Source organism: Isoptericola sp. NPDC056573 (genome assembly GCF_042793335.1).
Classification (GTDB): Bacteria; Actinomycetota; Actinomycetes; order Actinomycetales; family Cellulomonadaceae; genus Isoptericola.
On the sequence record NZ_JBHTUY010000003.1, the window covers coordinates 273,938 to 294,265 of the forward strand.

At 73.9% G+C, this 20,328-nt stretch carries 19 protein-coding genes; 16 read left to right on the plus strand and 3 right to left on the minus strand.

The annotated features are described in order from the left end of the window. Positions 1–56 precede the first annotated feature (56 nt). From ACFQ8E_RS06385 to ACFQ8E_RS06430, 10 genes are all read left to right on the plus strand, one after another. Positions 57–1,406 carry an extracellular solute-binding protein gene (locus tag ACFQ8E_RS06385; protein WP_430549745.1) on the plus strand — a complete coding sequence of 450 codons (1,350 nt, stop codon included), beginning with the start codon at positions 57–59 and terminating at the stop codon, positions 1,404–1,406. A gap of 109 nt (positions 1,407–1,515) precedes the next feature. Beyond that, the gene (locus tag ACFQ8E_RS06390; protein WP_430546895.1) at positions 1,516–2,445 is read left to right on the plus strand and encodes a carbohydrate ABC transporter permease; all 930 of its coding nucleotides are present in this window, start codon (positions 1,516–1,518) and stop codon (positions 2,443–2,445) included. After that, a complete protein-coding gene (locus tag ACFQ8E_RS06395; protein WP_430549746.1) occupies positions 2,442–3,383 on the plus strand; it encodes a carbohydrate ABC transporter permease in 942 nt (313 codons plus the stop codon). Before ACFQ8E_RS06390 ends, ACFQ8E_RS06395 begins: the two co-directional genes overlap by 4 nt. Position 3,384: 1 nt before the next feature. Beyond that, positions 3,385–4,401, plus strand: a complete 1,017-nt coding sequence (locus ACFQ8E_RS06400; RefSeq protein ID WP_430549747.1) for an ROK family protein — start codon at positions 3,385–3,387, stop codon at positions 4,399–4,401. Beyond that, positions 4,398–5,729 (plus strand): extracellular solute-binding protein, encoded by a 1,332-nt coding sequence (locus tag ACFQ8E_RS06405; RefSeq protein WP_430549748.1) that lies wholly within the window; start codon positions 4,398–4,400, stop codon positions 5,727–5,729. Before ACFQ8E_RS06400 ends, ACFQ8E_RS06405 begins: the two co-directional genes overlap by 4 nt. Before the next feature lie 125 nt (positions 5,730–5,854). After that, positions 5,855–6,637, plus strand: a complete 783-nt coding sequence (gene nagB, locus ACFQ8E_RS06410; RefSeq protein ID WP_430549749.1) for a glucosamine-6-phosphate deaminase — start codon at positions 5,855–5,857, stop codon at positions 6,635–6,637. A 74-nt stretch (positions 6,638–6,711) separates the two neighbouring features. Further along, the gene (locus tag ACFQ8E_RS06415) at positions 6,712–7,029 is read left to right on the plus strand and encodes a DUF3039 domain-containing protein (RefSeq protein ID WP_380244530.1); all 318 of its coding nucleotides are present in this window, start codon (positions 6,712–6,714) and stop codon (positions 7,027–7,029) included. An 89-nt stretch (positions 7,030–7,118) separates the two neighbouring features. Continuing rightward, the gene (locus ACFQ8E_RS06420; RefSeq protein ID WP_430549939.1) at positions 7,119–8,900 is read left to right on the plus strand and encodes a DEAD/DEAH box helicase; all 1,782 of its coding nucleotides are present in this window, start codon (positions 7,119–7,121) and stop codon (positions 8,898–8,900) included. A 76-nt stretch (positions 8,901–8,976) separates the two neighbouring features. Then, complete coding sequence (locus tag ACFQ8E_RS06425) at positions 8,977–9,657, plus strand: TetR family transcriptional regulator (RefSeq protein ID WP_430549750.1); 681 nt, start codon at positions 8,977–8,979, stop codon at positions 9,655–9,657. Beyond that, positions 9,650–12,337 carry an MMPL family transporter gene (locus ACFQ8E_RS06430; protein WP_430549751.1) on the plus strand — a complete coding sequence of 896 codons (2,688 nt, stop codon included), beginning with the start codon at positions 9,650–9,652 and terminating at the stop codon, positions 12,335–12,337. Before ACFQ8E_RS06425 ends, ACFQ8E_RS06430 begins: the two co-directional genes overlap by 8 nt. Here ACFQ8E_RS06430 and ACFQ8E_RS06435 read toward each other — a convergent pair. Continuing rightward, the gene (locus tag ACFQ8E_RS06435; protein WP_430549752.1) at positions 12,324–13,772 is read right to left on the minus strand and encodes a nicotinate phosphoribosyltransferase; all 1,449 of its coding nucleotides are present in this window, start codon (positions 13,770–13,772) and stop codon (positions 12,324–12,326) included. The genes ACFQ8E_RS06430 and ACFQ8E_RS06435 overlap by 14 nt on opposite strands. 155 nt (positions 13,773–13,927) lie before the next feature. On the opposite strand from ACFQ8E_RS06435, the gene clpS reads away from it, so the two are divergent. The 5 genes from clpS (at position 13,928) to ACFQ8E_RS06460 (ending at position 17,137) form a co-directional block, all read left to right on the plus strand. Next, the gene (clpS, locus tag ACFQ8E_RS06440) at positions 13,928–14,263 is read left to right on the plus strand and encodes an ATP-dependent Clp protease adapter ClpS (protein ID WP_430549940.1); all 336 of its coding nucleotides are present in this window, start codon (positions 13,928–13,930) and stop codon (positions 14,261–14,263) included. Next, entirely contained in the window at positions 14,260–14,970 is a 711-nt protein-coding gene (locus ACFQ8E_RS06445) for a DUF2017 family protein (protein ID WP_430549753.1), read from the plus strand. Before clpS ends, ACFQ8E_RS06445 begins: the two co-directional genes overlap by 4 nt. Before the next feature lie 135 nt (positions 14,971–15,105). After that, positions 15,106–15,909, plus strand: coding sequence for a glutamate racemase (gene murI, locus ACFQ8E_RS06450; protein ID WP_430549754.1), 804 nt, complete (start codon positions 15,106–15,108; stop codon positions 15,907–15,909). Further along, complete coding sequence (locus tag ACFQ8E_RS06455) at positions 15,906–16,712, plus strand: MBL fold metallo-hydrolase (RefSeq protein WP_430549755.1); 807 nt, start codon at positions 15,906–15,908, stop codon at positions 16,710–16,712. The genes murI and ACFQ8E_RS06455 overlap by 4 nt, the downstream gene beginning before the upstream one ends. Before the next feature lie 17 nt (positions 16,713–16,729). Beyond that, positions 16,730–17,137: a DUF3054 domain-containing protein gene (locus ACFQ8E_RS06460; RefSeq protein WP_430549756.1), complete on the plus strand. Its 408-nt coding sequence runs from the start codon at positions 16,730–16,732 to the stop codon at positions 17,135–17,137. 17 nt (positions 17,138–17,154) lie between these two features. Here the strand turns inward: ACFQ8E_RS06460 and rdgB are convergent, their stop codons facing one another. Together rdgB and rph are read right to left on the minus strand one after the other, a co-directional pair. Continuing rightward, the gene (rdgB, locus tag ACFQ8E_RS06465) at positions 17,155–17,844 is read right to left on the minus strand and encodes an RdgB/HAM1 family non-canonical purine NTP pyrophosphatase (protein WP_430549757.1); all 690 of its coding nucleotides are present in this window, start codon (positions 17,842–17,844) and stop codon (positions 17,155–17,157) included. 2 nt (positions 17,845–17,846) lie between these two features. Continuing rightward, complete coding sequence (gene rph, locus ACFQ8E_RS06470) at positions 17,847–18,602, minus strand: ribonuclease PH (protein ID WP_430549758.1); 756 nt, start codon at positions 18,600–18,602, stop codon at positions 17,847–17,849. 37 nt (positions 18,603–18,639) lie between these two features. Here rph and ACFQ8E_RS06475 point away from each other — a divergent pair, with 37 nt between their 5' ends. After that, a complete protein-coding gene (locus ACFQ8E_RS06475) occupies positions 18,640–20,310 on the plus strand; it encodes an ATP-binding cassette domain-containing protein (RefSeq protein ID WP_430549759.1) in 1,671 nt (556 codons plus the stop codon). Positions 20,311–20,328 lie beyond the last annotated feature (18 nt).

A 20,328-nucleotide genomic window follows, 5' to 3' on the forward strand; every position in this document is an offset into this window, starting at 1 on the left:
CGTCCCCGGCGCCGCGGTGCTCGGATCGACCCCAGAAAGATCGAGAGGAATCCCCAGTGAAGAGGACCCGTGTGGTCGCCACCGGCGTGGCGACGAGCCTGACCCTGGCGCTCGCGCTCGCCGCGTGCGCGCCCGCCGACGACGAGGGGACCGGCGAGACCGGCGGCACCCCCGAGGCCGGCGACATCACCCTGTGGCTCGCCGGTGCCGACACCAACGACGACCTGCGCAAGTACCTGGTCGACACGTTCGCCGAGGAGAACCCCGGCTCGACGCTGACGATCGAGGAGCAGGACTGGACCGACCTGGTCACCAAGCTCACGACCGCGCTGCCCGACGCCGCGAACACCCCGGACGTCGTGGAGATCGGCAACACGCAGGCGCCAACGTTCACCTACGCGGGCGCGTTCCGCGAGATCTCGCCGGAGCTGTACGACGAGCTGGGCGGCGACAAGCTGCTGCAGTCGTTCGTCGACGCGGGCTCGATCGACGAGGCCAAGTACGCGCTGCCCTACTACTACGGCTCGCGCTACATGTTCTACCGCAAGGACATCTGGCAGAAGGCCGGCCTCGAGGTGCCCAAGACGCTGGAGGAGTTCGGCGACTCCGTCAAGGAGCTCACCTCCAAGAAGCAGTCCGGGTTCGCGATGGGCGGGCAGGACTGGCGCAACGGCATCTCCTGGGTCTTCGCGAACGACGGCGAGCTCGCCGTCAAGGACGGCGACCAGTGGACCTCCACGCTGTCCGACCCGAACACGGTCAAGGGCCTCGAGCAGTGGCAGGACGTCTTCGAGAACGCGTCGAACCTGCCGGCGACGGCCAAGGACGAGGCGTACTGGGACTTCATCAACGACGGCACCGACGGCGAGGCGCCCGAGGGCGCGACCATCATGGCGCCGGGCTGGGCCCGCTGGTCCATCGGCGACCTGACGAAGGGTGACGACGGCAAGGAGGTGCGCGACGGCATGGCGGACGACAAGAAGTTCGACATCTTCGCGCTGCCGGGCGTCGACGGCGGCGTGGCCCCGGTCTTCGCCGGTGGCTCGAACGTCGCGGTGTCCGCGAAGTCGCAGCACCCCGAGCTCTCGGAGAACCTGCTGCGGATCATCTACTCGGACGAGTACCAGACGATGCTCGCCAAGGCGGGCCTGGGGCCGGCCAACACGGACTTCAACAAGCTCATGACCGTGGACGCCGACGGCAACCCGGACAAGTTCGGCGAGGTCGCCGTGGAGACCGCCGAGGCGTCGAAGCTCACCCCCGCCGCACCCGGCTGGGCCGCCGTGGAGGGCGCCTCGGTCTACGAGGAGCTCTTCCAGAAGATCGCCGAGGGCGGTGACGTGACGGCACTCGCCAAGCAGTACGACGAGAAGCTCACGCCGATGCTCAACGGCCAGGCGGGCTGACCCCCCTTCAGCCCCCACCCCTGACGGGCGGAGCGGTGCCACGTCGCTGGTCCCCCCACCAGCTCCACCGCTCCGCCCGTCATCCACGACCACCGGGAAGGAGGACCGCATGACCACCGCGACACCCGCGTCCACCATCGCGATCCGCCGTCGGCGCCAGCCGGCCACCCCCTACCTCCTGCTGCTCCCCGCGGTGCTGATCCTGCTCGTCGGTCTCGGGTACCCCGTGTACTGGCAGGTCGTGACCTCGCTGCAGGAATACGGGATGATGCAGCAGTTCGGCGCGCCCCCCACCTTCGCCGGGCTGGACAACTACGCGCGGATCTTCTCCGACGACCGGCTCTGGACCGTCGTGGGACGTTCGATCCTCTTCTGCCTCGTGAACGCGTTCCTCACGGTGGCGATCGGCCTCGGGCTGGCGCTGCTGATGAAGGCCGTGCACGCCGCCGTGCGCATCACGCTGCAGATCGTGCTCCTGCTGGCCTGGGCGACCCCGCTCGTGGCCGCGGTGACCGTCTTCCGGTGGCTCTTCGACTACCGCTCCGGCGTCGTCAACTGGCTGCTCGTGCAGATCGGCCTCGACCAGTACCAGGGTTACGCCTGGCTCGCGCAGCCGCTGACGTTCTTCGTCGTCGCGACCCTGGTCATCGTGTGGATGTCGGTGCCGTTCGTGGCGATGTCGCTGTACGCCGGCCTCACGCAGGTCTCCGAGGAGGTCCTCGAGGCCGCGCGGCTCGACGGCGCGCGGCCCGCGCAGATCCTGCGCCACATCCTGCTGCCGCTGGTGCGCCCGGTGCTCGCCATCGTGCTGCTGCTGCAGATCATCTGGGACCTGCGGGTGTTCGCGCAGATCCGCCTGCTGCAGGACGCCGGCGCCCCGATCTCCGAGACGAACCTGCTGGGCAACTTCATCTACGAGCTCGGCATCGGCAGCCAGGACTTCTCCGGCGCCGCCGCCGTCTCGATCTTCGTCCTGCTGCTCACGGTGCTGCTCGCCGCGCCGTACGTGCGCAGCCTCATGAAGGAGGACGCCGCGTGAGCGCCGCGACCGAGACCGGGACCGAGACTGCGCGGCCCGCCGCCACGCCCGTCGTGCGCGACGCCGGCCAGGCGGTGCGCCGCCCCCGACCGCGGGTCGGCAAGATCCTGCTGGGCGTCCTGGGCATCGTCCTGTCCCTCGTGTGGGCGTTCCCCGTCTACTGGATGCTGCTGTCGGCCGTCACCCCGGCCGCGCGCCTCAAGGCGAGCACGCCGAGCTTCCTGCCCACCCACTTCACGCTCGCGAACTTCACCAGCGTCCTGACGGGCTCCGGCTTCGGCGGTGCCCTGCGCATGAGCCTGATGATCACGGGTGTGACGATCGTGCTCGTCCTCGCGTTCGCGTTCCTCGCCGCGCTGGCCATCAGCCGCTGGCGCTTCCGCGGCCGCACGAGCTTCGTCCTGGCCGTGCTGTTCATCCAGATGCTGCCCGCCGAGGGCCTGTTCATCGCGCAGTACAAGATGCTCTCGACGGTGGGGGCGAGCACGCCCGTGCTCGGCCTCAACTCGGTGCTCGGCATCTCGATCCTGTACACGGCGATGCTGGTGCCGTTCACGATCTGGATGCTGCGGGGCTTCGTCGCCGGCATCCCGGCCGAGCTCGAGGAGGCGGCCATGGTCGACGGCCTCTCGCGGACCAAGGCGTTCCTGCGGATCACGTTCCCGCTGCTCGCGCCGGGCCTCGTCGCCTCGGGCGTGTACGCGTTCCTGCAGGCGTGGAACGAGTTCACGACGGCGCTCGTGATCCTGCCCGCCGAGGACCGGCAGACGCTGCCGATCTGGCTGCGCAGCTTCCTGTCGGCGTCGGCGAACCGCGGCATCGACTGGGGCGAGGTCATGGCGGCCTCGACCCTCATCGCGGTGCCGGTGATCGTCTTCTTCCTCTTCGTGCAGGGCCGGATGACGTCCGGGCTGGTCTCCGGGGCGGTGAAGGGCTGACGTGGACGACGCCACACCCCTGAACCCCCTGAACCCGCCAGGCCGCACAGGCCCCACGGTCGGGCTCGACATCGGCGGCACCAAGACCCTCGCCGTCCTGCTGGACGCGGCCGGCGCCACCGTGGCGCAGGCCCGGCTGGCCACCGAGCGCGGCCCGGCAGGGGTCGTCGCGGGCGCGGCCCGCGCCGTGCGCGGCGTCGCGCGGCAGGCCGGCGTCGACGTCGCGGACGTCGTCGGCGTGGGCGTGGGCATGCCCGGCCTCGTCGACCCGGCCGCCGGGACCGTGCGGCACGCGGTGAACGTGGGCGTGGACGCCTCGCCGCTGGCGCTCGCCCGGCTGCTGGGCGACGAGCTCGGCGGCATCCCCGTCGGGCTGGAGAACGACCTCAACGTGGCGGCGCTCGGTGCCGCGCACCTGGAGGCGGCCGCGGCGGGCACGCCCCGCGCGGGCGTCGACCTCGCGTTCCTCGCGCTCGGCACCGGCCTGGCCGCGGGCCTCGTGCTCGACGGCGAGCTGCGGCGCGGCTTCGGCGGCGCGGCCGGGGAGATCGGTCACGTGCCGGTCGACCCGGCCGGCCCGGTGTGCCCGTGCGGGCAGCGGGGCTGCCTCGAGCTGTACGCGTCCGGGACGGCCGTCGCCCGGCTGTGGCCGGCCCGGACCGGCCGCCCCGCGCCGGTGGAGCTGTTCGAGGCGGCCGAGCGCGGCGTCCCCGGGGCGGTCGAGGCGCGCGACGTCTACGCCTCCGCCGTGGCGGCGGCCGTACGCATGCTGGTCCTCACGGTCGACGTGCGGCACGTGGTGCTCGGCGGTGGCGTCGCGCAGCTCGGGGAGCCGCTCCTCGACGCGGTGCGCGCCGCGCTGGTCCGCGAGTCGCGGGACTCCGGGTTCCTCAGCTCGCTGCGCCTCGCGGACCGCGTCCGGCTCGCCCCGGGCCGCGTGCCCGTGGGCGCCGTCGGCGCCGCCGTCGTGGGACGGACGGTCGCCGGCCGTGCCCCGCTGAACGGGGTGGCGTCGTGACCGCGCGCCGGGCCGGGTCCCTGACCGGGGCCGTGACCGCGGGCCTGCTCACGGTCGCGCTGACCGGTTGCTCCGCGCTCGGCACGGGGGCGGAGCCCGCGGCGCCGGACACGGACCTCACGATGTGGCTGGTCGGCGAGGACACCACGCCCGAGCTCCGCGAGTACCTCGTGCAGAAGTTCGAGGACGATCACCCGGGCGCGACCCTCACGATCGAGCAGCAGGAGTGGGGCGACCTCGTCGCCAACCTCACGGAGGCGCTGGAGGACCCGGCGACCACGCCGGACGTCGTCGAGATCGGCAACACGCAGTCGCCGACGTTCACCACCACGGGTGCGTTCCGCGAGATCTCGCCGGAGCTGTACGACGAGCTGGGCGGCGACAAGCTGCTGCAGTCGTTCGTCGACGCGGGGTCGGTGGACGGCCGCCACTACGCGCTGCCGTACTACTTCGGCTCGCGGTACGTCTTCTACCGCAAGGACGTGTGGGGCGCGGCGGGGCTCGAGAAGCCGTCGACGCTGGCCGAGTTCGGCGAGTCCGTCAAGGCGCTCACGGACGACGACCACGCCGGGTTCGCGATGGGCGGCCAGGACTGGCGCAACGGCATCTCCTGGGTGTTCGCCGCCGGCGGGGACCTCGCGGTGAAGGAGGGCGACGGCTGGGTCTCGACCCTGTCCGACCCGAAGACCGTCGAGGGCCTCGAGATGTGGCAGGACGTGTACGAGAACGCGTCGTACCTGCCGTCCACGGAGAAGGACGTCGAGTACTGGGACTTCCTCAACGACGGCGTCGAGGAGGCGCCGCCCGCCGCCGCCACGATCATGGCTCCCGCGTGGGCGCGGTGGTCGATCGGCCACCTCGTGCGCAACGACGAGGGCGAGCTGGTGCGCGACGGGATGAAGGACACCGACACGTTCGGCATCTTCGCCCTGCCCGGTCTGGACGGCGGCCTGGCCCCCGTCTTCGCGGGCGGCTCGAACATCGCGGTCTCGGCCACGTCGCCGAGCCCCGAGCTGGCCGAGGACGTGCTGCGCGTCGTCTTCTCCGACGAGTACCAGGAGAAGCTCGCCGCGGCCGGGCTCGGGCCCGCGAACGAGGACGCCCAGGAGCTCATGAAGGGCGACAGGTACGGCCGCCTCATGGTCCGCACGGCCGCCGCGTCGAAGCTCACCCCGCCTGCGCCCGGGTGGGCCTCGATCGAGGACGCCGGGGTGTACGAGGACCTGTTCGGCCGCATCGCCGACGGCGGTGACGTCGCGACCCTCGCGCAGGAGTTCGACGCCCGCCTCACGCCGATGCTCAACGCGCCCGCGGCGGCCGAGGACTGACCCGTCCGCGTGGAGCGGCGCGGACCACGCACGATGCCGGCACGATGCCGGCACGATGCCGGCACGATGACGGCACGACGACGGGATGATGGACCCGATCCCGTACCCGAGAGACTGGAGCCCCCATGGAAGTCGTGATCGCCCCCGCCGAGGAGCTGGCCGTGCTGGCGGCCGACGCGATCGAGGCGTTGTTGCGGCGCGACCCGGCCACCGTGCTGGGGCTGGCGACGGGATCGAGCCCGCTGAGGGTGTACGACGAGCTCGCGCGTCGCCACCGCGAGGACGGGCTGTCGTTCGCCGACGCCCGGGGCTTCATGCTGGACGAGTACGTGGGCCTGGACGCGGCGCACCCGCAGCGGTACCGCAACGTGATCGAGACGGAGATCGCCTCCCGGGTCGAGTGGCCGGCGGACCAGGTGTCCGGGCCGGACGGTCTGGCCGACGACATCCCGGCGGCGTGCGCGGCGTACGAGCGGGCGATCGCGGACGCGGGCGGGGTGGACCTGCAGCTTCTGGGGATCGGCACGGACGGGCACATCGCGTTCAACGAGCCGGGCTCGTCGCTCGCGTCGCGCACGCGGATCAAGACGTTGACGGCGCAGACGCGGGTGGACAACGCGCGGTTCTTCGGCGACGACGTGGACCAGGTGCCCACCCACTGCCTCACCCAGGGGCTGGGCACGATCATGCAGGCGCGGCACCTGGTGCTGCTGGCCACGGGCCGGCAGAAGGCGGAGGCGGTGCACCAGCTCGTGGAGGGTCCGATCTCCGCGATGTGGCCGGGCACCGTCATGCAGCTGCACCCGCACGCGACGGTGCTGGTCGACGACGCGGCGGCCTCCCGGCTGCAGCTCGGCGACTACTACCGCCAGACGTTCGCGTCCAAGCCGGACTGGCAGGGCCTGTGATCCGTGCCCGGATCCGCGGCACGAGGGCCGGCGAGGCGGGGGAGCGTCGGGGGGTGGGTCGTAGACTGCCCGGCATGAGCGATCCCCTCTCCACCCCGCCCGCCGACCCCTCGCAGGACACCGGGGCCGGCACCAGCGTGCTGGAGCGCCCCGACACCCGCGAGCAGGCTGCGGAGCCGGGCGACCACGAGCGCTTCGCGCACTACGTGCGCAAGGAGAAGATCATGGAGTCGGCCCTGTCGGGCAAGCCCGTGATCGCGCTCTGCGGCAAGGTGTGGGTGCCGGGTCGTGACCCGTCGAAGTTCCCGGTGTGCCCGGTCTGCAAGGAGATCTACGACGGCCTCCGCGACCCGCAGGACGGCGAGGGCGGCGAGGGCGACTCCGGCAAGTGAGCGCGCAGCCGCTGAACGAGCCCGAGTCCACCCCCGATCACGACGGTTTCGACCTCTTCGCCGCGGCTGCGGAACCGGCGGCCAAGCCGCTGCCGCAGTCGCCGTCGTCGTCGGCGGCGTCCCACCTCAGCCCGGCGTTCCCGCGCCGCGCGCCGTGGGGCACCGCGTCCAACCTGCGTGCCTGGCAGGCCGAGGCGCTCGAGCTGTACCGCAGGCGTGACCCGCGCGACTTCCTCGCCGTCGCGACCCCCGGCGCCGGCAAGACGACGTTCGCGCTGCGCGTCGCCACCGAGCTGCTCGAGGCGGGGGTCGTGCGCCGCGTGACCGTCGTCGCGCCCACCGAGCACCTCAAGCACCAGTGGGCGGACGCCGCCGCGCGCGTCGGCATCCGCATCGACCCCTCCTTCAAGAACAGCCAGGGTCGGCACGGCTCGCACTACGACGGCGTCGCCCTCACGTACGCCCAGGTCGCCGCCAAGCCGACTATGCACCGCGCGCGCACCGATGCGGCGCGCACCCTCGTCATCCTCGACGAGGTGCACCACGGCGGAGACGCGCTGAGCTGGGGCGAGGCCGTCCGGGAGGCGTTCGAGGACGCGACCAAGCGCCTCGCCCTGACGGGCACGCCCTTCCGGTCGGACACGGCGCCGATCCCGTTCGTCACGTACGAGGAGGACCGCGAGGGCATCCGCCGCTCCAAGGCGGACTACACGTACGGCTACGGCGACGCGCTGCGCGACCACGTCGTGCGGCCGGTGCTGTTCATGACGTACTCGGGCAACATGCGCTGGCGCACGAAGGCGGGCGACGAGGTCAGCGCACGCCTCGGCGAGGCGATGACGAAGGACATGCACGCCCAGGCCTGGCGCACCGCGCTGGACCCGAACGGCGAGTGGATCCCGTCCGTCCTCGCGGGCGCGGACAAGCGGCTCACCGAGATGCGTCGTGCCGTCCCCGACGCCGGCGGCCTGGTCATCGCGACGGACCAGACGGACGCCCGCGCGTACGCCGGCCACCTGGCCCGGCTCACCGGCCAGAGCCCGACCGTCGTCCTGTCGGACGACGACGGCGCGAGCGCCCGCATCGACGAGTTCGCGCAGGGCGACTCGCGCTGGATGGTCGCCGTGCGGATGGTGTCCGAGGGTGTGGACGTGCCGCGGCTCGCCGTCGGCGTCTACGCCACGAGCACCTCGACGCCCCTGTTCTTCGCGCAGGCCGTGGGCCGGTTCGTGCGCGCCCGCAAGCGCGGCGAGACGGCGTCGGTCTTCCTGCCGAGCGTGCCGCTGCTGCTCGAGCTGGCCAACGGCATGGAGCTCGAGCGCGACCACGCGCTCGACCGCCCGAAGACGGCCGAGGAGCAGGGGATCGAGTACGACCCCGAGGCCGCGCTGCTCGCGGCGGCGAACAAGGAGGAGAAGGCGTCGGGGGAGCTCCTCGGCTCCTTCGAGGCGCTCGAGGCGCAGGCCTCGTTCGACCGGGTGCTGTTCGACGGCGGCGAGTTCGGCACGGGGGCGGACGTCGGTTCCGCCGAGGAGCTGGACTTCCTCGGCCTGCCGGGCCTCCTCGAGGCGGACCAGGTCACCACCCTGCTGCGGCAGCGGCAGGCGCAGCAGGTGCGCGGGCGGGGCGGCGCCACGGCGTCGGAGGCGGCGCTCGAGCAGTCGGAGGCCGAGCACCGCCGCGCCGCCGACCTGCGCAAGGAGCTGTCCAAGCTGGTGTCCGCCTGGGCGCGCAAGAGCAGCACGCCGCACGGCTCCGTGCACAACGAGCTGCGTCGCCGGTGCGGCGGGCCCGAGGTGCCGCTGGCCACCGCCGACCAGCTCACCGCACGCGTCGAGATGGTGCGCGGCTGGTTCGTCGGACGACGCTGAGCGACGCCGGGAGCAGGGCGCACCTCACAGTGCACTCAGTGCATTGATGCACTGAGTGCACTGTAGGGTTCGAGTCGTGCCCCCGCCGACCGCGAACCCCGCACCCGACCCCACGCCGGACCGCAGGGCCGCCGCCAAGGCGCGCACCCGCCGGGCGATCGTCGACGGTGCCGCGGCTCTCATGGACGAGACCGGTGGCCTCGCCTTCTCGGTCGACGACCTCGCGTCCCGGGCCGACGTGGCCCGCCGCACCGTCTTCAACCACTTCGAGTCGCTCGACGACGTGATCGCCGCGGTCGCCGCCGACGCGTTCGCGAGCATCCACGAGGCCCTCGTCGCCGCGCCCGTCCCCGCGCAGGCCGGAGCGCCGCTCGCGGCCGTGCGTGCGGACCTGGTCGCCGCCGTCCGCCGGGCCGACCTGGTCGGCCCGATGGCGTCGCTCGCGCGAGGGCTCGGCCTGCCGGCCGAGGCGGCAGTCCCTCCGCACCAGACGGTGCTGATCCTGCGCGCGGTGGCCGACGTCGGGCTGTCGCTGACCGCCGACCTGCGCCGCCGCCACCCGGGTGTCGACCCCGTCGACGTCGAGCTCGAGGTCGCCCGCGTCACCAGCGGCCTCGTCGTGCTCAGCCACCACTGGTACACCACCACCGGTGGCGCCACCGGCCACCGCGCACGCGCGGTCTGGTCCGACCTGATCCTCCGGCTCGACGCTGCGCCGGCAGCCCCCACGCACGCTCCGGAAGGACATCATGGCTGAGCTGCTCTACCGCCTCGGACGCTTCGCGTCCCGGCGCACCAAGACCGTGTTCGCCGCATGGATCGCCGTCCTCGCGCTCGCCGGTGCGGGGTTCGCCGCCGGGGCCGGGACGCTGAGCGACAGCTTCACGATCCCCGGCACGCCGACGCAGGAGGTCACCGACCACCTCGCCGACGAGCTGCCCGAGGCCGCGGGCGGGGCCGGGACCGTCGTGCTGAGCACGGACGACGGCGCCGAGTTCACCGCCGACCAGGAGAAGGCCCTGGGCGAGGTCCTCACCGGGGTGACCGATCTCGACGGCGTCCAGGGTGCCGTCGACCCGTTCACCACCGAGGCGGACCGGCAGGAGCAGGCCGACCAGCTCGCCGACGGCGAGCAGCAGATCGCGGACGGGCGCGACCGGCTCGCGGCCGGCCGGGACCAGCTCGCGGCGGGTCAGCAGCAGCTCGACGACGCCCGCGCCCAGCTCGAGGCCGGTCAGGACCAGCTCGACGACGCCCGTGCGCAGGCGGAGGCCGCCGGCCAGGTCGAGCTCGCCGCCCCGCAGCTCGACGCCCAGCAGGAGCAGCTCGACGCCGGCCTCGCAGAGCTCGGCACGCAGCAGGACACCCTCGACGAGAAGGCTGCGGAGCTCGAGGACGGCGCCGCCGAGCTCGACGAGCAGGCCGCCCGGCTCGACCAGGGCAAGGAGCTGCTCGAGCTCGCCTCGGGGATCACGCTGGTGTCCGACGACGGCTCCACCGCAGTGGCCACGGTGATGTTCACCGACGACCTGATGTCCGTCCCCCAGGAGACCAAGGACGCCGTCATCGGCGCCATCGAGGACGGGGTGGCGGACGTCGACGGGGTGGGCGTGGAGCTCGGGTCCGACATCGCGCAGGAGACGCCGTCGGTCGTGGGTCCGGGCGAGGTCGTCGGCCTCGTCGTCGCGGCCGTCGTGCTCGTCATCATGCTCGGCACCTTCATCGGCGCGGGCCTGCCGCTGCTCACCGCGCTCGTCGGCGTCGGGGTCGCGGCGATGGGCGCCCTGGCGTTCTCGGGCGTCGTGCAGATGTCGTCCGTGACGCCGGTGCTCGGCCTCATGCTCGGCCTCGCCGTCGGCATCGACTACGCGCTGTTCATCGTCAACCGCCATCGCCACCAGCTCAAGGACGGGTACGAGGTCCGCGAGTCGGTGGCGCTCGCCAACGGCACGTCGGGCAACGCCGTCGTGTTCGCAGGCGCGACGGTGGTCATCGCCCTGCTCGCGCTGAACGTCACCGGCATCCCGTTCCTCGGCCTCATGGGCACCGTCGGCGCGGCCTCGGTCGCGGTCGCCGTGCTGGTCGCGGTGACGCTCACCCCGGCGCTGCTGTCGGCCATCGGCATGCGGATCCTCAGCCGCAAGGAGCGGGCGCGCCTGGCGGCGTCCGACCCGTCGGACGGCAGGGCCACGCACGCGCACGACGCCGGACACGCGGCGGCGCGGTCCGCGAAGCCGGTGAATCCGATGCGGACCTCCGTCGCGGTGGGCCGTGTGGTGCTCGGCGTCGCGATGCTCGGCGTCGTCGCCGTCCCGGCGCTCGACCTGCGGACCAACCTGCCGGACGGGTCCTCGGCCCCCGAGGACTCCACGTCCTACGCGGCGTACACGACGGTCGCCGACAAGTTCGGCGCCGGTGTGAACGGGCCGCTGCTCGTGGTCGCGGACGTTCCGGACGCGGTCACCGAGGACACGGAGGTCGCGACCCAGCTCGCGCTCGCCCAGCAGCTCGCCGCGCAGGACGACGTCGTCGCGGTCGCGCCGGCGGGGACGTCGGAGGACGGCTGGACGCTCGCGTTCCAGGTGGTGCCGGCCGAGGGGCCGACGAGCGCGTCCACCGAGCAGCTCGTGCACACCCTGCGCGGCCTGTCGCCGCTCGCCGTCGACGTGCAGGGCGCGGGCGACGCGTCCGTGACGGGCGACGTCCAGATCGGCGTCGCCGGGGCGGCGTCGGGCAACATCGACATCTCGGAGAAGCTGTCCGACGCGTTGCCGCTCTACCTCGGCGTGGTCATCGGGCTGTCGTTGCTGATCCTCGTCGTCGTGTTCCGGTCGATCCTGGTGCCGGTCATCGCGACCCTCGGGTTCGTGCTGTCGTACTTCGCGGCCCTCGGCGGCGTCGTGGCCATCTACCAGTGGGGCTGGCTCGCCGACGTCTTCGGGGTCCACCAGCCCGGGCCGATCCTGAACTTCCTGCCCACGATCCTCGTCGGCATCCTCTTCGGCCTGGCCATGGACTACATGCTGTTCCTCGGCTCGGGCATGCGGGAGGCGTACGCCCACGGCGCGTCCGCGCGCCTCGCCGTCGCGCAGGGCTTCCGCGCCGGCCGCTCGGTGGTCACGGCGGCGGCGATCATCATGATCTCCGTGTTCGGCGGGTTCGTCTTCGCCGAGGACGCGATGATCCGGTCGATCGGTTTCGCGCTCGCGTTCGGCGTCCTCGTGGACGCGTTCGTCGTGCGGATGCTCGTGGTTCCGGCGCTCATGCACCTGCTGGGCGACGCCGCGTGGTGGCTGCCGCGCCGGCTGGACCGCATCCTGCCGGACGTGGACGTCGAGGGCGCCTCGCTCGAGCGTCGGCACCCGCACGTCGCGCAGGGCGAGTCGGAGGACGGCGACCGGGAGCCGGCCTCCGCATCTGCCGTCAGCCGAGACTGAGCTCGACCGTCGGGATCGCGGGGTCGCCGGCCGAGAGCCGTCGGCCGCCGCGCGGCAGCTCCGCGCGGGCCTGGAGGTGGTGGCGGGCCGCGTTCTGCACGCCGTAGGCGCCCACCCAGCGCGAGTCGACGGCGCCGTCCACGACGAGCGGCACGAGGAGGCTGCGCAGGTCGGGGCGCTCGCCGTCGGCGGGCTCGTCGGTCTGCTCCCCGTGCAGGGAGCCGCCGTCCTCGGGGGACCAGGCCACGACCAGGTCGTCCGGACCCGTGACGAGGACTTCTTCGACGGCGCGCCCGTCGGGCCCGTAGCGGCGCGCCGCCCCCTTGCGGCCGCCCTGGCTCGTCTTGTGCGCGGACGCCTTCGCCACGGGCTGCAGCACGCCGGAGGGGTCGGCACGGGCGACGAGCTTGTAGACCATGCCGCAGGTGGGTGCGCCGGAGCCGGTGACGAGCGACGTCCCGACGCCGTAGACGTCCACGGGCATCGCCGCGAGCCCGGCGATCGCGTGCTCGTCGAGGTCGGACGTCACGACGATCTTCGTGCCGGTGGCCCCCAGGTCGTCGAGCTGGCGTCGCACCTCGACGGCGAGGACGCCGAGGTCGCCCGAGTCGAGGCGGACCGCGCCGAGCGACGTGCCGCCCGCGGCGATCGCGTTCTCGACGCCGCGCCGCACGTCGTAGGTGTCGACCAGCAGGGTGGTGCCCGACCCGAGCGACGCGATCTGCGAGTCGAAGGCCGAGCGCTCGTCGTCGTGCAGGAGCGTGAACGCGTGCGCCGCGGTGCCGATGGTGTCGAGCCCGTACCGCATGCCCGCCTCGAGGTTCGACGTGCCCGTGAAGCCGCCGACGACGGCGGCGCGCGCGGCTGCGACGGCGGCCTGCTCGTGGGCGCGCCGGGAGCCCATCTCGAGCACCGGGCGGTCCACGGCGGCGCTGGTCATCCGCGACGCGGCGGACGCGATGGCCGAGTCGTAGTTGAGGATCGACAGGATCAGCGTCTCGAGCAGCACCGCCTCGGCGAACGTGCCCTCGACCTGCAGCACCGGCGAGCCCGGGAAGAAGATCTCGCCCTCCGCGTAGCCCTGGATCGACCCCGTGAAGCGGTAGCCGCGCAGGAAGTCGAGGGTCCGGTCGTCGACGACGCCGGCGCGTTCGAGGTACGCGAGCTCGGCGTCGCCGAATCGGAAGTGGGCGAGCGCCTCGAGGATGCGTCCCGTGCCCGCGAGCACGCCGTACCGCCGGCCGGCGGGCAGCCTCCGCGTGAACACCTCGAAGACGCAGTGCCGGTGCGCGGTGCCGTCCGCGAGGGCCGCCTGCAGCATCGTCAGCTCGTACCGGTCGGTGAGGAGGGCGACCGAGGGGCGGACGGACGGGAGCGGGGCGGCCGGCACGGCCTGCAGCGACGGGGCGGCGCCGCCCCGGGGCTCGTCGGTCATGGGGACACGGTAGGGCTCCTGCGCTGGTCCGGCAGGGCGAGGCCCGCCAGTCGGACGGTCGACGACCGCCGGTCGGCTGTGCCTAGGGTGGGCGGGTGAACGGGCAGACGACGACGCGCGCGGCGATCTCCGCGACGACGGCCGCGAGGAGTGCCGTGACGACGGCAGCCGCGGCGACCGAGGTGGAGCGCGAGACGCGGTCGGACGCTGCGACGGCCGTCGCGGACCCGTGGGTGACGATCGTGTGGAACGACCCGGTGAACCTCATGTCGTACGTGAGCTACGTCTTCGAGAGCTACTTCGGCTACCCGCCGGCGAAGGCGCAGAAGCTGATGCTGCAGGTGCACCACGACGGGCGCGCCGTCGTGTCGTCGGGCCCGCGCGAGCGGATGGAGGTGGACGTGCAGGCGATGCACGGGTTCGGGCTGTGGGCCACGCTGCGGCAGTCGGGCTCGTCCGACGGCGGTACGACCGACGGAGGCGCGGCATGACGCCGTTCCGGTCCGCGCCGGCGGGCTACGTCGCCCGGTGGGACGACGTCGAGCGCGAGGTGCTCGGGAGGGTCGCGCGGGACGTCGCCGAGCTGGTGCGCGCGGAGTCGGGGCTGGAGCCGGGCATCGAGGTCGGCGACGGCGTCGCGTTCACCGGCGTCGCACGGGTGCCGCAGGACCCGGCGGTGCAGCGCCTGCTGCCCGACGCGCACCAGGAGGATGCCGACGTCGCCGCCGAGTTCCGGCACCTGACGCAGACGGACCTGGCGGCCGGGAAGGTGGCCCGCCTCGTCGCGTTCGCCGACGCGATCGACTCCCCGGACGTGCTCCCGGACGACCCGCGGGACGGGGCGGAGCTCGTCGTGCCGCGCGAGTCGGCGCAGGACTTCGCGGGCGCGCTGACCGACGTGCGGCTCGTCCTCGCCGAGCGGCTGGGGCTGGTCGACGACGCGGACGTCGAGTCCCTGCACGACGACGTCCTGGCCGGCATCGACGACGACACCGAGGACGACGAGACCGACGACACCGACGACGACCCGGACGACGCCGACGACGCCCCGGACGAGTACGCCGGCTGGGAGCGGGTCGGGCTGTCCGGCCGGGAGCGGCGGTACTGGGGCGGGGTGTTCGTGGCCGCGGGGTTCGCGCAGGAGTCGCTGGTCGACGAGATGCTCGCGGACCTGAGGGCCGGGCGCGCGCGGGACTGACCGCGCGACGCCGGCCGCGCCGGCGTGCCGGCCGGCGCGTCACCGCAGGCCGGGGCGTCGCTGTGGCGGGCGCCACGCCGTGTCGCCGCTCACTCCCCGGGGTCGTGACGGTCCGTCGCGACTAGGCTTCCTCGCGTGAACGACGCCCCCATCGGGATCTTCGACAGCGGCGTCGGCGGGCTGACCGTCGCGCGCTCCATCCTCGACCAGCTTCCCCACGAGCAGGTGCTCTACCTGGGGGACACGGCGAACAGCCCGTACGGGCCGAAGCCGCTCGCCGCCGTGCGCGCGATGGCGCTCGCGGTGATGGACCGGCTCGTCGACGAGGGCGTGAAGATGCTGGTCATCGCCTGCAACTCCGCCACCGCGGTGGCGCTGCCCGACGCCCGCGAGCGGTACACCGTGCGGCGCGGCATCCCCGTCGTCGAGGTGATCCGGCCCGCCGCCCGGCGCGCGGTGCTCACGTCGAGGACGGGGCGCATCGGCGTCATCGGCACCAAGACCACCATCGACTCGCGGGCGTACGACGACGCGTTCCACGTGACGCCGGGGCTGGAGATCACCACGCAGGCGTGCCCGGACTTCGTGCCGCTCGTGGAGCGCGGGCTGACCTCGGGCCCGGAGGTGCTGGAGGTGGCCCACCGCTACCTCGACCCGGTGAAGGCCGCGGGCGTCGACACGCTCGTCCTCGGCTGCACGCACTACCCGCTGCTGGCGGGCGCCGTCTCCTACGTGATGGGCGAGGACGTCACGCTGGTCTCCAGCGCCGAGGAGACGGCCAAGGACGTGTACCGCAACCTCGTGCAGCACGGCCTCGAACGCTCGCCCGACGCGCCCGCTCCGGTGCACCGGTTCCTCGCCACCGGGGAGCCCGAGCCGTTCGAGCGGCTCGCGCGCCGGTTCCTGGGGCCGGAGGTGACCCTGGTGGAGGCCGCATGAGGCTCGTCACCGTGGGGGTCTCGGGGTCGTTCCCGGGGCCGGCGTCGCCCGCGTCCGCCTACCTCCTGCAGGCGCACGACGGCGAGCGGGACTGGAACGTGCTGCTCGACCTCGGCAACGGGGCGCTCGGCGCCCTGCAGCGCCACGTCGACCCGCTCGACCTGGACGCCGTCGCGTTGTCCCACCTGCACCCCGACCACTGCGCGGACCTGTCCGGGCTGTACGTGTACCTGCGCTACCACCCGGAGCGGGGCGGCACCCGCACCGGCGTCGGGCGGCGGCTGCCCGTGCTCGGGCCGAGCACGACGGCGGACCGGGCCGCGGCGATGTACGGCCTCGCGCCCGGCGAGTCGATGGACGGCGAGTACGACGTGCGCGCCTGGCGGCCCGGCGTCGCGGTGCACGTCGGACCGTTCGAGCTGGAGCCCTTCGCGGTGTACCACCCGGTCGAGGCGTACGGCATCCGCGTGACGGGGCCGTCGTCGGTGCGCCCGGGGGAGCGGGTCACGCTCGTCTACTCCGGCGACACGGACGCGTGCGACGGCCTGGTCGCCGGCGCCCGCGGGGCGGACCTCTTCCTGTGCGAGGCGGCGTTCCAGGAGGGGCGCGACGACGCCGTCGAGCGCGGCATCCACCTCACCGGCCGGCGGGCGGGCGAGGCCGCCGCGGCCGCCGGGGTGCGGAGCCTGCTGCTCACGCACCTGCCGGTGTGGAACGCGCCGGACGTCGCCGTGGCCGAGGCCCGGTCGGCGTACGACGGTCCCGTCGCGGTGGCGACGGCCGGCGGGGTGCACGAGCTGTGAGCGGTAATCTCGGGGCCGTGAACGACGCCTCCGCCCCCGCCTCCCCGACGTCGCCGGCGACCCGGCCCGCCTGGCCCGCCGCCGTCTGCGACCTCGTGTGCGTGCTCGTGTTCACCGTGGTGGGCACGCTCAACCACGACACCGCGGGTGTCGGGCACGTCGCGCTCGTCGGGCTGCCGTTCGTCGTGGGGCTCGCCGTCGGCTGGCTCGCGACGCGCGCCTGGCGCGCCCCCGCGCAGGTGTGGCCCACCGGCGTGGCCGTGTGGTTCGCCACCGTCGTGCTGGGCCTGGTGCTGCGGCCCGTGCTCGGCATCGGCGGCGTCGAGACGGCGTTCGCGGTCGTCACCGCCGTCTTCCTGGGCGTGACCATGCTGGGCTGGCGCGCCCTCGCGTCCCTCGCCGCCCGCCGTCGCACCACTCGTTGATCTAGTCGGCGATCTCGTCAGCCGAGGGCTTCGGCGACCGCCGGGGCGAGGGCGCGGAACGCCTTGCCGCGGTGGCTGATGGCGTTCTTCTCCGCCGGGGTGAGCTCGGACGACGTGCGCGTGCCGGGCGTGCCGTCGGCGGCCGGGGCCTGCTCGACGGGCACGTGGATCGGGTCGTAGCCGAAGCCGTGGCTCCCGCGCGGGGCGCGCACCAGGGTGCCGGGCATCTCGCCGAGGCACACCTCCTCGCGGCCGTCCGGGGTCACGAGCGCGGCCGCGCAGACGAACGCCGCCGCGCGGTGCTCGTCGTGCACGTCGGCGAGCTGGTCGAGGAGGAGGCGGAGGTTCGCCTCGTCGTCGCCGTGCCGGCCCGACCAGCGGGCGGAGAAGATGCCGGGCGCGCCGCCCATGACGTCCACGCTCAGGCCGGAGTCGTCCGCGACGGCGGGCAGCCCGGTCGCGCGGGCCAGGGCGCGCGCCTTGATGAGCGCGTTCTCGACGAACGACACGCCGTCCTCCACGGGCTCCGGGGCGCCGAGCTCGCCCGCCGTCACCACGGCGTCGTCGGGCAGGGCGTCCAGGCCGGGCTGGTCGCGCAGGATGGCGCGCAGCTCCACGAGCTTGCCGCGGTTGTGCGTGGCCAGCACGAGGCGGGCGCCGGCGGGGACCGTCACGCCGGTGGTCGCGTCCGGGGTCGCGTCGGCCATCGTCACAGCTCCTGCGCCAGCGCGGCGCGCTGGATCTCGGTGAGGTCGGCCGTGCCCGCGACGGCGAGGTCGAGGAGGGCGTCGAGCTCGGCGCGGTCGAACGGCGCGTGCTCCGCGGTGCCCTGCACCTCGACGAACGTGCCCGAGCCCGTCGTCACGACGTTCATGTCCGTCTCGGCCCGCACGTCCTCGACGTAGGGCAGGTCGAGCATCGGGGTGCCGTCGATGATGCCGACGCTCACGGCCGCGACGGAGTCCGTGAGGACCTTCTTGCCGCCGGTGACGTGGCCGTGGCGGGTGCCCCACGCGACGGCGTCGGCGAGCGCGACGTACGCGCCCGTGATGGCCGCGGTGCGGGTGCCGCCGTCGGCCTGCAGCACGTCGCAGTCGAGGACGATCGTGTTCTCGCCGAGCGCGGTCACGTCGACGACGGCGCGCAGCGCGCGGCCGATGAGCCGGGAGATCTCGTGCGTGCGGCCGCCGATCTTGCCCTTGACGGACTCGCGCTGGCTGCGGTCGTTGGTGGCGCGGGGGAGCATCGCGTACTCGGCGGTCACCCAGCCCTCGCCGGAGCCCTTCTTCCAGCGCGGCACGCCCTCGGTGAACGACGCCGTGCACAGCACGCGGGTCTTGCCGAACTCCACCAGCACGGAGCCCTCGGCGTTCTCGGTCCAACCACGCGTGATGGTCACGGGGCGGAGCTGGTCGGGCGTGCGGCCGTCGGCGCGCAGCACGGCCTCGGAAGCGGGGGAAGTCATGCGGCCACCCTATGCGAGCCGCACGTAGGGTTGTCCGGTGCAGCTCACCGCCACGGACCTCGCGTTCGCCTATCCCGGCCGCCCGGTGCTCGACGGCGTGAGCCTGCGCGTCTCCGACGGCACCCGTCTCGGCGTGGTGGGGGAGAACGGGTCCGGCAAGTCGACGCTGCTGCACCTCCTGGCCGGCGGCCTCAAGCCCGCGCGCGGCGAGCTCCGGCGCAAGGGGAGCGTCGCGCTGGTGGAGCAGGAGCTCGCGACCTCGGCGGGGGAGACCGTGGGCGACCTCGTGCGGCGCACGCTCGCCGACCTGCGCGCGCTCGCCGCCGAGATCGAGAAGGAGGCCGCGGGCTTCGACCACGAGACGGGCGACCTGCGGCGGCTGTCCGGGCTCCTGGCGCGCGCCGAGCACCTGGCCGCGTGGGACGCGGACCGGCGCGTCGACGTCGCGCTCACCCGTCTCGGCGCGGTGCGCGACCCCGACCGGCGCCTCGACACCCTGTCCGTGGGTCAGCGGTACCGGGTGCGCCTCGCGTGCCGGCTCGCGGAGCGGGCCGACCTGCTGCTGCTGGACGAGCCCACCAACCACCTCGACGACTCCGCGATCGAGTTCCTCACCGGCGAGCTGGTCGCCTGGCGCGGCGGCGTGGTGGTCGTGACGCACGACCGCGAGCTGCTCGACGACGTGGCCACCGCCATCCTCGACCTCGACCCGTCGATGGACGGCAAGCCGGTGCTGTACGGGCAGCCGGGCTACCTCGCGTACCGGTTCGCGAAGAACCAGGCGCTGCACCGGTGGCGGCAGCGCTACCGCGCGGAGCAGGAGCGCGCCCGGGTGCTCGCCGAGCGGCTGGACGCGTCGTACGAGGGGCTGTCGGACGAGTGGCGGCCACCCAAGGGGTCGCAGAAGCACCGCCGCGCCACGCGCGCCCGCATCCACGTCAAGGCCGCCGACCGGCTGATCGAGAAGCTCGAGGCCGAGGCCGTCGAGGTCCCCGTGCCGCCCGCGCGCCTCGCGTTCCCGGACCTGCCGTCGATGTCGCCCGGCTGGGACCCGGGCGACCCGCTCGTCGAGCTCCGGTCCCCGCGGGTCGTGGCGGAGGACGGCGACCGGGCGGGCACCGTCCGCGTCGACCTGCCAGGCACGCGCGTCGCGGTGCCGCCGTCGGGTCGCCTGCTGGTCGTCGGCCCCAACGGGTCGGGCAAGTCGACGCTGCTCGCGGCGCTCGCGGGCCGGGTACCGCTGGCCCGCGGCACCCGGTCGGTCACGCCGGGCGCGAGGCTGGGCGTCGTCGTCCAGGAGGCGACGGCGCCGGAGGGCCTCGCCGGGACGACGACGGACGACGGCGCGGCGCCGACGGGCTTCGACGCCTACGCGGCCGAGGCGCTGGGCCTGCTGGAGCGCGGCGAGCTGGACCCGGAGCACGTCGTGCCCGTGGCGGCGCTCGGGCTGCTGAGCGAGGAGGACCTCGAGCGGCCGCTCGCGGAGCTGTCGGCCGGGCAGCGGCGCCGGTTCGAGGTCGCGCGGGCGCTGCTGCACGCGCCGCACCTGCTCCTGCTCGACGAGCCGACCAACCACCTGTCCGTGGACCTCGTGGACGAGCTGACCCGGGCCCTGGTCGCCACCCCCGCCGCCGTCGTCGTCGCCACCCACGACCGGCGCATGCGTGCCGACCTCGCGGACTGGCCGGTGCTCGACCTCGGCTCCTGACGCCCGGTTGGCGCCTCG